The organism is Clostridium sp. KNHs214 (assembly GCF_000744935.1).
Lineage (GTDB): Bacteria > Bacillota > Clostridia > Clostridiales > Clostridiaceae > Haloimpatiens.
On the sequence record NZ_JQMW01000011.1, the window covers coordinates 842191 to 855932 of the forward strand.

Consider the following 13742-nt stretch of genomic DNA (forward strand, 5'->3'; position numbering starts at 1 on the left):
TTTCACCTCCTATTTATACCTTATTCTTGGATCTACTGCTGCATAAATTATATCCGCCAATAGATTTCCTAATAGAACTAGTAACGCTAGCAGCATATTTATACCCATTAATAACGGATAGTCTCTTCCACTTACTGCATTTAATTCCACCGGTCCTATACCTGGCCACCCAAATATTGATTCAGTTACTATTGCTCCACTGAATAAACCTGGAAGCCAAAATCCAAGTAATGTAATAACAGGTATCATAGCATTTCTAAGTGCATGTCTATATATTACAACTTTTTCTTTAAGGCCTTTTGACCTAGCTGTTCTTATATAATCTTGTCTTATAACCTCCAACATACTTGATCTAGTATATCTCATAAGACCAGCCAAGCTTCCCAGAGTTAAAACTATAAGAGGTAACGCCATATGCCTCATTCCATCTAAAAATTTTGCCATTCCCACCGCATTGCTCCCAGCGGTAAACATACCCGCTACCGGAAAAATATGTGTGTCCACTGCTAACCACTTCATTAATAATTCACCAAAGAAAAATGAAGGCATTGATATACCAAACAAGGCAAATATAGTAAAAAAATAGTCAAAGCCTGAATACTGCTTAGTAGCGGAGGCCACTCCTATAGGAATAGAAATGATTATTGCAAGAATAAATGATACTATAGAAAGTTTAAATGAATTCCATATATATGTATTCATTACTTTCCCCACTGGCTGTTTATAATAAAAAGATTTTCCCCAATCACCCTTAAGTGCTTTTTTAAACCAAACTCCATATTGTACTATAGTTGGCTTATCTAAGCCCTCCTGTCTTCTTAATTCTTGCTTTGCCTTCAAACTCATTCGAGGGTCTATTTTACCTGTTAATGGATCCCCAGGCGCTAGATGAATAAGTAAAAATATAAGCAAAGAAGCCCCCAAAAGAATAGGTATCATCTGAAGAACTCTCCTCAAAACATAATTTTTCATTTTATACCCCCTATCTCTATTCATATGTGCCTAGTAACCTATACTAGGCACATATTTAAAGATACCCTTATTTAATTTCTGCTTTATATATATCTATTGTAAAATCAATATAAGGTGATAAATCAAGACCTTTAACCTTTGAACTTACTGCCCACATATCTTTACTCATATCCAAGAATATATATGGCAAATCATCGTTAGCTATCTGTAACCATTTTTTATATATTTCTTTTCTTTCTTCCAATTTAGTTGTCTTTAATCCTTCTTGTAATAATTTTTCTCCATCTTCATTTCTCCATCCACCTGAATTAAATCCACCTTTTACATCTTGAGAAAAACCAAATATGCCAAGTGAATCTGGATCTATACTTAAGACCCAAGACATATTAAACATTTCAAAATTTTGTTCATCGTAAACCTTAGTACATAAGGTTGCAAATTCCATTATCTCTGGAACTACATCTATACCTAGCTTTTTCCAATTTTCTTTTACTATTGGTATTAAGGTTTCAACATATTTGCTTCCGCTATAAGTATACCAAGATATGGTAAATTTCTTGCCATCTTTATATCTAAAACCATCATCCTTTTTAACCCAGCCAGCTTCATCCAATAATTTATTAGCTTTATCTGCATCATATTCATATTTATTTAAATCATCTGTATATGCCCAAGAAACTGGTGACACTGGTCCATTACATACATCTGCGTATTCACCAAAGTATGCATTAGCAAATCCCTTCCTGTCTAAACCATATGCTAAAGCCTGACGAACTCTCTTATCTTTAAATTTTTCATTTCTTAAATTTAGTCCCATATATCCATATCCATTGCCTGGATAAAGCTGCATATTTAAGAATCCTGCATCCTTCAATTCTTGAATATTCTCTGGTTTTGCTGATACTCTACAAACATCCACTTCTCCAGCTTTTATCTGTTGCATCATGTTTTCTGCAGTAACAGCTTTTAATACAACTTTCTTTATCTTAGGTTCACCCTTCCAATATTTAGGGTTCTTTTCTAGAACAACTTCTTGACCTGGTTTATATTCCTTAAATATATACGGTCCTGAACCTATTGGCTTTAAAAATTTATCCTCTAACTCTTTAATTTTACCTTTTTCAAAACCATAGTATTTTTTAGGCATTATTCCATATCCAAAATCATAGATAGCTGGTGCCTTAGGCTCTGTCAATGTAAATGAAATAGTATATGGATCTACAACCTTTATTCCTTCAACCTCTTTTGCATCACCCTTATGGTATTTTTCATACCCTACTAATTTTTCTACAGCATCAAATCTTGAGCCCTTATAGTTCGGATCACACATAGCAGTATAAGTAAATGCTACGTCTTCAGCTGTAAGCTCATCTCCACTTGAAAACTTAATTCCCTTCTTCAATTTAAATGTGTATGTTTTTCCATCCTCTGATATTTCCCATTTTTCTGCTACATTAGCTGTTGGATTTCCTTCTGCATCATTGGAAACCATACCATCATAAATAAGACTACATACATAAGAATCATCTACTGTACCTGAATATATAGAATTAAACTTTCCTTCTGGTGCACTAAATCCTATAATTATCATGTCCTTTCTATTTTTCGACACATCTGGTAGTCCATTAGGATTTGATGCTTTTATAATCTCTGTGTGTTTTGAAGCTGATTTTATTTCTTCTTCCTCCACCTTAGGTTTCTTAGCATCTGGTTTTGGCTTATCTTTACAAGCCGTAAATACAAATGCAAAAGTCATAGCTAATGATAAAAGTGCTAAAAGTTTTCTTTTTTTCATTTATATATTGCATCTCCCTTTTCTTATCACTTTAATATTATATATAAGATTTCATTATAATTTTTAGAACAATAAAAAGGATTCTAGAGAAATATTTCATCTAGAATCCTTTACCTATTATAATTATTAACAATATTTTATTTTTTCTATCTGCCATCATAAAAATATTTGAATAATCAATAAATAATATTTTTAAAGCAACCTTTATTCTCCACCTTACTATATTTTGACAATTTAAATATGAAAGTCCTTTGATCCTTAATACACATATTCTTCTTAACTATTGACACATAGCTTTTATCATAATTTAAAATTAATAATATCTTGTCCTCCATATTTATGACCTTTTTAATATCTTCCGCATTTATAACTGTTTTATCACACAACATTCTAGGATATATGGTAATTTCTTTTCCGATAAACCTCACATATATTCTAGTCATTAAATTCATTTTATCCATGGAAAACACTAAAAAAACCACTGCAGTTATTATTACTAATATATTTAAATATTTTAAGTTATTATTTCTACTACCTTTTATGTTTATATACATTAAAAAAATAATGCATAAAAGAAAAGCTATAAAACATACAATACCTTCTACATCAACATTAGGTTTTGTCTTTATTTCAATAGGACTTTCTTCAATATCTTTACTTAACAAAGTTCCAACACTCCTCTTTATTATTCTAATTATAATAATATCACTTCAACTGTACCTAGTGTTTACAAATTTATTACAGTTTTGTTATAGCTATAAATCATATTATCATAAAAAATTATAAATACCTAGTATAAAAAAAGCGGCTGTGGCATTAAGAAATTCATATACAATATATTGGTTTGAAATTTAATAGCAAACACAATGTGTTGTAGAATTTATTCTTAGTACCACAGCCCTATATTTTCTTATATATTAATTTTTATACTTGATCTGGAATGTATCCCTTAAACTGTGCGTTATAAAGATGAGCATATATAGAACCTTTCTTCATTAGTTGATCATGATCTCCTCTTTCTTCTATTCCCTTATCCGTAAGTACTATTATTTCATCCGCATTTTTTATAGTAGAAAGTCTATGTGCAACTACTAATGTAGTTCTTCCCCTAGAAAGCCCTTCTAAAGCCTTTTGTATGATAAGTTCAGTTTCATTATCCAAGGCGGAGGTAGCTTCATCTAATATAAGTATTGGAGGATTTTTCAAAAATACTCTTGCTATAGATATTCTTTGCTTTTGACCTCCAGATAACTTTATACCTCTTTCTCCCACATAAGTATCATATCCATTTGGTAATTCTGAAATAAATTCATGTATATTTGCATTTTTGGCAGCCTCTATAACATCTTCATCACTAGCCTCAGGATTTCCATATAGAATGTTTTCTTTTATAGTTCCTGTAAATAGAAAAACATCTTGCTGCACAATACCTATATTTTTCCTTAAAGACTTTAGAGTAACATCCTTTATATTTTTTTCATCTATGTATATATCTCCTTCATTTGCATCATAAAACCTAGGAATTAAATGACATAACGTAGTTTTTCCTCCTCCTGATGGTCCTACTAATGCTAAAGTTTTTCCTTGTTCTACTGTTAAATTTAAATTAGACAATATGGTTTCCTTATTATTGTATTTAAAGGTAACATTATTAAATTCTATTGTACCCTTCACTCCATTTAACTCTTCAGCATCATCCTTATCTTTTATATCAGACTTTATACTCATAATTTCTACAAATCTTTCAAAGCCTGCCATTCCCGATTGATACTGTTCAACAAAAGATGTAAGTCTTCTTATAGGCTGCATGAATAAATTCACATATAATAAATAAGCTACCAAGTCTCCTGGATTAATTAAGTATTTATATACAAATAAACCACCTGCAAACATTACAATAGCATACAGAATATCCATAGTAAATTTTATGCCTGAGAAAAATTCTGCCATTGTCTTATACGCATATTCTCTAGATTCTTTAAATTCTATATTGCCCTCATCAAACTTCTCCATTTCATATTCTTCATTAGTAAATGATTTTGCTACTCGTATCCCAGATATACTATTTTCAATTTGTGCATTTACATTGGCTACCTTTTTTCGAACATCCTTAAATGCATTGGACATGTTAACCCTCTTTTTAATAGCAAACCAAAACATAATAGGAATGAAGGCAAATATAATTATTGTAAGTGGTATATTCACTGTGCAAAGTATTATAAATGAACCTATTAACATAACAAATGAAATAAATAAGTCTTCTGGTCCATGATGTGCAAGCTCTGACACTTCTTGTAAATCGTTAACTATTCTAGACATTATGTGACCAGTCTTATTATCGTCAAAATAGCTAAAAGACAATTCCTGCAAATGGGCAAATAAATCCTTTCTCATATGATACTGCATTCTAACTCCTACAACATGCCCCCAATAATCAACTACATAATTACATATTAGCTTTATTATATATAATAAAATTAATATTCCAGTGAGTATATAAAGCATTTTTAAATTTCTATTAGGAATAACATCATTTATAATTTGTCTTGTAAACATAGGAAAAAATAAATCTGCTCCAGCCACTAAAAAAGCACAAAACAAATCTAAAATAAATAGTTTTTTATGAGGTTTATAATATTTTATAAATTTCTTTATCATTTTTTTCCCCCCTTCATTTATATAAAAAGTTTTATTATTAAAACCTTCCTCCTTTCCTTATACAAAACCCCACGACCTACACCACGGGGTTAAATAATCTAAATTTAATTATAACTTATTTTAAATATTTATTATTTTTAGCCATATATTCTTCTATTTCATGGACTTCTCTTATCATATTTTTAGTTAATACTTCACATCCATCTTCAGTTACTAATAAATCATCTTCTATTCTTATGCCTATACCTTCTTCTGGTATGTATAAACCTGGTTCATTAGTAAGAACCATTCCTGGTTTCAATTCATCACCAATTCCTACATCATGAGTATCCATTCCTAATTGATGCCCTATACTGTGAAAATAGTACTTAAACAACCCAGAATCTTCCTTTATAAGTCCTAATTCTTTACATCCTTCTGCTAATAATTCCTTTGCCTTTGTATTTAATTGAGTAAAGGTTACTCCAGGTTTAGTCATAGATGTTATAGCTTTATTAGTTTTTAAAACTACATTGTAAATCTCTTTTTGTCTTTCTGTAAACTTACCATTTAGAGGTATAGCACGACTTATGTCTCCATTGTAGTATTTGTATTGAGCCCCCAAATCGAATTGCATAAGTTCTCCATCTTTAGTTTGACAATTATTATCTGAGTAATGAAGAATTGCAGCATTTTTCCCTGAGGCAGCTATAGTTTTGAAAGCTTTGTCCGTAACACCATGACTAGTTAATACGAAATCAAAATATGCTTCTATTTCGTATTCCATCATACCAGGCTTCATATTATCCATTAATTTGTATACGCCTTCTTCTGTTATCTTTATTGCTTCCCTTATATTTTCTATCTCTTCTTCTGATTTAATAGTTCTCATTTCACATATATCATGATATATATTCTTTATATTTAAAAAAGGATATTTTTCCTTGGCAAGTTTAGCAAATTCTTGTGATTTAGTCATCGGAATATTCAATTCGGCTCTTTCCAAATCTAAATATAGATTATCGTATTTAAATCTAGAAAATAAAAATCCAAATGCTCCCTCAAAATCTTCTAAATATTTTATATCCTCTACTCCAGATATTTCTCCTGCATCCTCTTCAGATATCTTTTCTCCTACCCATCTTGCCATTTGAGGATCATTTTTCTCTATAAATAGAGTTTGAAATGTTTTATCTGATCTTTTATGCAGCATAAGTATCATGTTTTCTCTGTCTATACCTGTTAAATAATAAAAATTTCTATTTGGAGTAAAGCTATAAGTTTCATCTGCTGACTTATATGGAGCTCTCCCCGCAAATAATAATACAATAGAACCATCTTCAATGTTTTTCATAAGTTGTTCTCTTTTAGAAATAAAAAATTCTTTTTTCATTTATACTCCCCCCAAAATAAACTGAAATTTTAAAAAGTTTATAGTACAAATATACCATTATACAAAAATAGTTTCAATACCATAGGTTTTATGACAATTACATATCTACCACTTATTGTGTTAATTCTTCATCTCCCTTTAAGGCTTTTTCTAGCTTTTCTCTTTCTAAATCGTAAAATACAATAGTTTCTGCCTTTGTTCCATAAAAACTTTGCAAAAGATTAATATTAAAATCTATCGGCTTTATTTTAATCCCATCAGAACCATAAGCCTGATTGAATAATTCTGCTGAATAATAATTTTTTCCTCTAGTTCTTATATGCCTTGATGTAGTACTCCTCATCTCTGTTACCTCCTTCGTAAGCCACATTAAAATTATTATCTTTAAGCATTGTACAAATTATGTCTGAATCTATAGTGTTCTTAGAATTTATACTTATTACTAATTCATCTTTATTACCTACAAACTGCATATAATCATGTATGTTTGAATAATCACTTAGCTGCATCTTTCCAATAATATTAAGAAAATATTGAGACAAAATAATCACACCCCTATTCTTTACTATTTTATACACTGTACATTTATATATAACTTTTTATTATTTATAACTAAATTTGCATTTAATTTAGGGTAGTCTTTTTTATTTTTTGTAATATTCTTTTCTTTATACATTATTCTTTATAATTAATAACTCAACTTCACACGTAAATTTTGAGTTCTACATTAGATGAATAAACGTTTTTAATTTTACATTTTACATTTTTATTTTATAACTGGGAAAGTTGAGTTAATAATTAACCTCTTACAAATTCTTATATAATTATAAATAGCTGCTTAGATATATGAAAAAAAATTAGAGAAAAATTTAATTTCTCTAATCTACAAAACTCATATTAATAATATATAGCTATACTTTTTTTACTTTTATTCTGCTTTTACTTCTTTCATGGAGTCTATTATTTTGGTTGCTTCTAAAGTTGGTACCTCTTCATATCTAGCAAAATTCATTACAAACGTTCCTCTTGCACCGGTCATGGATCTTAAATCTGTAGCGTAATCTAATACTTCTGACTGAGGAATCTCTGCCATAATTTTTTGGTTGCTTCCGTTAGATTCCATACCTAGAATTCTTCCTCTTTTTTTATTAACATCTGCCATGATATCTCCCATATAATCTTCAGGAATATTTATTTCCACATGCATTACTGGTTCTAAAAGCACTGGTTGGGCTTCTTTTAATCCTTTTTTATAGGCTAAAGAAGCGGCTATTTTAAATGCCATTTCTGAAGAATCTACTGGGTGATATGAGCCATCATGTAATGTAGCCCTTAATCTTATAACAGGATATCCAGCTAAAACTCCATGTTGTATACATTCTCTTAATCCTTTTTCAACTGCAGGAATGTATTGCCTTGGAACTACTCCACCCACTACTTGGTCAACAAATTGCAATTCATCTTCTCCGTCATTTCGAGGTTCAAATTTAATTTTTACATCTCCATATTGTCCATGTCCACCTGATTGTTTTTTATGCTTTCCTTGTACATCAGAAACCTTTCTTATAGTCTCTCTATATGGAATTTTAGGACTTCTTAATTCTATTCCAACGCCAAATTTATTTTTCAACTTACTAACTATAATTTCTAAATGAGTAGAACCTAATCCTGAAATAATTGTTTCTGCATTCTCAGCGTCTCTAGAAACTTTAAAAGTTGGATCTTCTTCTAAAAGTTTATTAAGTCCAGAAGAAATCTTATCTTCATCACCCTTTGATGTAGTAAATACCGCTTTAGAAAGCATTGGATTTGGGAATTCTATGCCTTTATATTTTATCTTAAAGCTTTCATCACATAAGGTATCTCCTGTAGCTGTGTATTGTAGTTTAGCCACAGCACCTATGTCTCCAGCTATAATTTCTTCTGCTAATAATTGTTCCTTTCCTCTTATAAAATACATATTTCCTATCTTTTCATTTTTCTCTTTATTTGAATTATACACTATTGTATCAGGTTTAATCTTACCTGTTATAACTCTAAATAATGAAAGTTTACCTACAAATGGGTCTGCTATAGTTTTAAATACAAAAGCTGAAAAAGGAGCATTTTCATCTACCTTTATTTCTTTTTCTTTATTATTTTTTAAATCTATAGCTATATGTGGTCTTGTTTCTTCTGGTGATGGAAAACATTCTACTATATCTTCTAATAAAGTATTCATTCCTATTCCAATATAAGCAGAACCACACATAACAGGAGTTATTTCTCCTTCTGCACAGCCTTTAATTAAACCATTATATATCTCCTCGTCACTCAAAGTTCCTTCATTAAAATATTTATCAAGTAATTTTTCATCTGTTTCAGCAACAGCTTCTATAATCATGTTTTTACATTCATCCACTTTTTCTACTAATTCATCGGGTATTTCTGCCTTTTCCATAGAATGAGTTTTGGGGTTAAATATTCTAGCAACTCTAGAAATAACATTTATCAATCCTTTAAAACTTTCTTCACTTCCTATAGGATATTGAACTGGAACTACGGAAATACCAAAATTGTCTTTTAAATCACCTAGGACTTTTTCAAAGTTACTATTTTCCCTATCTAATTTATTTATAAAAAATGCCCTTGGTAAATTATTCTCATTAATATAATTCCACGCCTTCTCTGTACCTACTTGTATACCAGATACTCCTGAAACAGCAATCATAGCTATATCAGATGCTCTCAATCCCTCTAACATTTCTCCTTCAAAGTCAAAATATCCAGGTACATCAACTATATTTATTTTTGTATTTTCCCATTGGAAAGGAGCTATAGCGGTAGAAATAGAAATTTTTCTTCTTTTCTCCTCACTATCATAATCACATAATGTATTACCTTCTTCTATTCTCCCCAATCTATCTGTTACATTAGAATAATATAATAGAGCCTCTGCTAATGAAGTTTTTCCTGCTCCGCTATGTCCTACTATAGCAATATTTCTTAAATTTTGGGTTTGATAACTTTTCATATGCATTTTCCCCCTTACATATAATTGGCCTTAATTTATTATTCTATTTTAAAGAAAATTCTCCTTTAAATTTAACGAAATTTTCTAAATAATTTGAATTTTTAATTAATGCCTATTTTAGTCACCTATGTTGTAAACTAATATTAATAAAAAATAACTATTATGCTTAATCTTAATCCGCTGCATAACACTATATAATATATTAATTGGAATATTATTATATTATATATATTATATATATTTTTTTCATATTCATACATGGAGGATGCTAGTTATCTATATTATAAAAACTTTTTAGTTCCTATTAAATAAAAAAACACATATTAAGAAAAATTTCAATATATTAAAATTGAAACTTTTCTTAGTATGTGTTCAATTATTTTTCCAAAAAATAAAAATGGCTCCGCGAAAAGGATTCGAACCTTCAGCCTATCGGTTAACAGCCGAGTGCTCCACCGTTGAGCTATCGCGGAACATTTATTAATATTGAATGGCTCCGCGAAAAGGATTCGAACCTTCAACCTATCGGTTAACAGCCGAGTGCTCCACCGTTGAGCTATCGCGGAATATTCAACCTGGCGACGACCTACTCTCCCACAGGGCTTCCCCTGCAGTACCATCGGCGCTTTGAAGCTTAACCGTCCTGTTCGGAATGGGAAGGGGTGTTACCTTCAAGCCATAATCACCAGATGCTATAGTTCTTAGGTCTTTAGACCTTAGACATATAGTACTCCTCAGCTTTGCTGAGCGAGTTTCCTTTAAAAGAACTTTATTGTTCTTTCAAAATTGCACAGTGTGGAAAATCTTTTAATTATTAACTGCCAATTATAAATTATAAATTGTCAGTTATATTTTGATCAAGCCCTCGACTTATTAGTATCGGTCAGCTGAACATGTTACCATGCTTACACCTCCGACCTATCAACCTGGTAGTCTTCCAGGAGTCTTACTAGCTTACGCTATGGGAAATCTAATCTTGAGGTGGACTTCACGCTTAGATGCTTTCAGCGTTTATTCCTTCCCAACATAGCTACCCAGCTATGCCACTGGCGTGACAACTGGTGCACCAGAGGTTGGTCCATCCCGGTCCTCTCGTACTAAGGACAGCTCCTCTCAAATTTCCTACGCCCGCGACGGAAAGGGACCGAACTGTCTCACGACGTTCTGAACCCAGCTCGCGTGCCGCTTTAATGGGCGAACAGCCCAACCCTTGGGACCGACTTCAGCCCCAGGATGCGACGAGCCGACATCGAGGTGCCAAACCTCCCCGTCGATGTGGACTCTTGGGGGAGATCAGCCTGTTATCCCCGAGGTAGCTTTTATCCGTTGAGCGATGGCCCTCCCACGAGGAACCACCGGATCACTAAGCCCGACTTTCGTCCCTGCTCCACCTGTATGTGTCGCAGTCAAGCTCCCTTCTGCCTTTACACTCTGCGCGCAATTTCCGACTGCGCTGAGGGAACCTTTGGGCGCCTCCGTTACTTTTTAGGAGGCGACCGCCCCAGTCAAACTGCCCACCTAACAATGTCCCGTGACCAGATTCATGGCCTCCGGTTAGAATTTCAATACTGTCAGGGTGGTATCCCAAGGATGACTCCACAGAAGCTGACGCCCCTGCTTCTAAGTCTCCCACCTATCCTGTACAGACAATACCGAAATTCAATGCTAAGCTACAGTAAAGCTCTACGGGGTCTTTCCGTCCAATCGCGGGTAGAAGGCATCTTCACCTCCAATTCAATTTCACCGGATTTGTTGTCGAGACAGTGCCCAAATCATTACGCCATTCGTGCGGGTCGGAACTTACCCGACAAGGAATTTCGCTACCTTAGGACCGTTATAGTTACGGCCGCCGTTTACTGGGGCTTAAGTTCAAGGCTTTGCTTACGCTAACCAATCCCCTTAACCTTCCAGCACCGGGCAGGCGTCAGCCCCTATACATCAGCTTTCGCTTTAGCAGAGACCTGTGTTTTTGCTAAACAGTTGCTTGGGCCTATTCACTGCGGCCTACTCTCGTAGGCACCCCTTCTCCCGAAGTTACGGGGTTAATTTGCCGAGTTCCTTGACAACAATTCTTCCGCTGGCCTTAGGATTCTCTCCTCATCTACCTGTGTCGGTTTGCGGTACGGGCACCATTTTCCTCGATAGAGGCTTTTCTTGGCAGTGTGGAATCGGATACTTCGCTACTAAAATTTCACTCCCCATCACACCTCAGACTTAAGACTGAACGGATTTGCCTGTTCAATCATCCTAAGTGCTTAGACGCACATCCATCAGTGCGCACATCCTATCCTACTGCGTCACCCCATTTCTCAAACGGATCATGGTGGTATCGGAATATCAACCGATTGTCCATCACCTACGCCTTTCGGCCTCGGCTTAGGTCCCGACTAACCCTGAGCGGACGAGCCTTCCTCAGGAAACCTTAGATTTTCGGCCAATGAGATTCTCACTCATTTCTCGCTACTTATGCCAGCATTCTCACTTCTGTACAGTCCACCGCTCCTTACGGTACGACTTCAACCCGTACAGAAAGCTCCCCTACCATATACATTGTATATCCATAGCTTCGGTGGTAAGTTTGAGCCCCGGACATCTTCGGCGCAGGATCTCTTGACTAGTGAGCTATTACGCACTCTTTAAATGAGTGGCTGCTTCTAAGCCAACATCCTAGTTGTCTTAGAAATCCCACATCCTTTACCACTTAACTTACACTTTGGGACCTTAGCTGATGGTCTGGGCTGTTTCCCTTTTGACCACGGATCTTATCATTCGTAGTCTGACTGCCAGGATAAAAGTAAATGGCATTCGGAGTTTGATAAGGTTCGGTAAGCGATATGCCCCCTAGCCTATTCAGTGCTCTACCTCCATTACTCATTACCTGACGCTAGCCCTAAAGCTATTTCGGGGAGAACCAGCTATCTCCGAGTTCGATTGGAATTTCTCCGCTATCCACAGCTCATCCCATGGTTTTTCAACACCAACGCGGTTCGGTCCTCCGCGGAATTTTACTTCCGTTTCAACCTGGCCATGGATAGGTCACTCGGTTTCGGGTCTACAGCATGCAACTAATCGCCCTATTCAGACTCGGTTTCCCTGCGGCTCCGCACCAAAAGTGCTTAACCTTGCTACATACCATAACTCGCTGGCTCGTTCTACAAAAAGCACGCCGTCACACATGTAAAGTGCTTCGACAGTTTGTAGGCACACGGTTTCAGGTTCTATTTCACTCCCCTCCCGGGGTTCTTTTCACCTTTCCCTCACGGTACTTCTTCACTATCGGTCACTAGGTAGTATTTAGCCTTGGGAGGTGGTCCTCCCAGCTTCCCACAAGGTTTCACGTGTCTCGTGGTACTCTGGAGTAGATCTTACTTATATTTCTTTTACCTACAGGACTATTACCTTCTGTGGTGGAGCGTTCCAGCTCTCTTCGATTAGAAAATCTAAGACATTATGATCTATCCTCAACCCCTAAATCCGAAGACTTAGGTTTGGGCTCTTTCCCTTTCGCTCGCCGCTACTTAGGAAATCGATTTTTCTTTCTCTTCCTCCGGGTACTTAGATGTTTCAGTTCCCCGGGTTTGCCTCTGTATACCTATGAATTCAGCATACAGTACTCAGCGTAGCTGAGCAGGTTGCCCCATTCGGAAATCTGTGGCTCACAGGCTATTTGCGCCTACCCACAGCTTATCGCAGCTTATCACGTCCTTCGTCGGCTCCTAGTGCCAAGGCATCCGCCATGCGCCCTTTGTAGCTTGACCTGTTATCAGTTTACTAGTTTGTTAGTTGTCTAGCGACTAGTTACTGATTGTTTATTTTAATTGATTCTCCAGTGAAATCATCACAATTGTAATAATTTCTACTTTTCTTCACTGTGCAATTTTCAAAGAACATAAGCAGATGTTCCAAATCTACGATTTGGTACAGTCGCTTAG

General features: G+C 34.5%; 8 protein-coding genes, 2 tRNA genes and 2 rRNA genes. All 12 read right to left on the minus strand.

The features are described from left to right. Positions 1–9: 9 nt before the first annotated feature. The 12 genes from CC89_RS12550 to CC89_RS12605 all read right to left on the minus strand — a co-directional run bounded on the left by CC89_RS12550 (position 10) and on the right by CC89_RS12605 (position 13568). A complete protein-coding gene (locus CC89_RS12550) occupies positions 10–972 on the minus strand; it encodes an ABC transporter permease (RefSeq protein WP_035292630.1) in 963 nt (320 codons plus the stop codon). A 67-nt stretch (positions 973–1039) separates the two neighbouring features. Beyond that, on the minus strand, positions 1040–2767 hold the full coding sequence (locus tag CC89_RS12555) for an ABC transporter substrate-binding protein (protein WP_035292632.1): 1728 nt from the start codon (positions 2765–2767) through the stop codon (positions 1040–1042). A gap of 176 nt (positions 2768–2943) precedes the next feature. Then, positions 2944–3432 carry a hypothetical protein gene (locus CC89_RS12560; protein WP_035292635.1) on the minus strand — a complete coding sequence of 163 codons (489 nt, stop codon included), beginning with the start codon at positions 3430–3432 and terminating at the stop codon, positions 2944–2946. Positions 3433–3691: 259 nt separating this feature from the next. Beyond that, positions 3692–5425 (minus strand): ABC transporter ATP-binding protein, encoded by a 1734-nt coding sequence (locus CC89_RS12565; RefSeq protein ID WP_035292638.1) that lies wholly within the window; start codon positions 5423–5425, stop codon positions 3692–3694. A 115-nt stretch (positions 5426–5540) separates the two neighbouring features. Beyond that, the gene (locus CC89_RS12570) at positions 5541–6797 is read right to left on the minus strand and encodes an aminopeptidase P family protein (RefSeq protein ID WP_035292641.1); all 1257 of its coding nucleotides are present in this window, start codon (positions 6795–6797) and stop codon (positions 5541–5543) included. A 112-nt stretch (positions 6798–6909) separates the two neighbouring features. Further along, positions 6910–7140, minus strand: a complete 231-nt coding sequence (locus CC89_RS12575; RefSeq protein ID WP_035292644.1) for a hypothetical protein — start codon at positions 7138–7140, stop codon at positions 6910–6912. Then, positions 7106–7339 carry a hypothetical protein gene (locus CC89_RS12580; protein ID WP_035292647.1) on the minus strand — a complete coding sequence of 78 codons (234 nt, stop codon included), beginning with the start codon at positions 7337–7339 and terminating at the stop codon, positions 7106–7108. Before CC89_RS12580 ends, CC89_RS12575 begins: the two co-directional genes overlap by 35 nt. Positions 7340–7725: 386 nt before the next feature. Further along, entirely contained in the window at positions 7726–9810 is a 2085-nt protein-coding gene (fusA, locus tag CC89_RS12585) for an elongation factor G (protein ID WP_035292650.1), read from the minus strand. A gap of 398 nt (positions 9811–10208) precedes the next feature. Next, positions 10209–10283, minus strand: a tRNA-Asn gene (locus tag CC89_RS12590). Positions 10284–10301: 18 nt separating this feature from the next. Next, positions 10302–10376 (minus strand) — tRNA-Asn (locus CC89_RS12595). Between the two features lie 7 nt (positions 10377–10383). Next, positions 10384–10500 (minus strand): 5S ribosomal RNA (gene rrf / locus CC89_RS12600). Between the two features lie 163 nt (positions 10501–10663). Further along, positions 10664–13568 (minus strand): 23S ribosomal RNA (locus CC89_RS12605). Between the last annotated feature and the right edge of the window lie 174 nt (positions 13569–13742).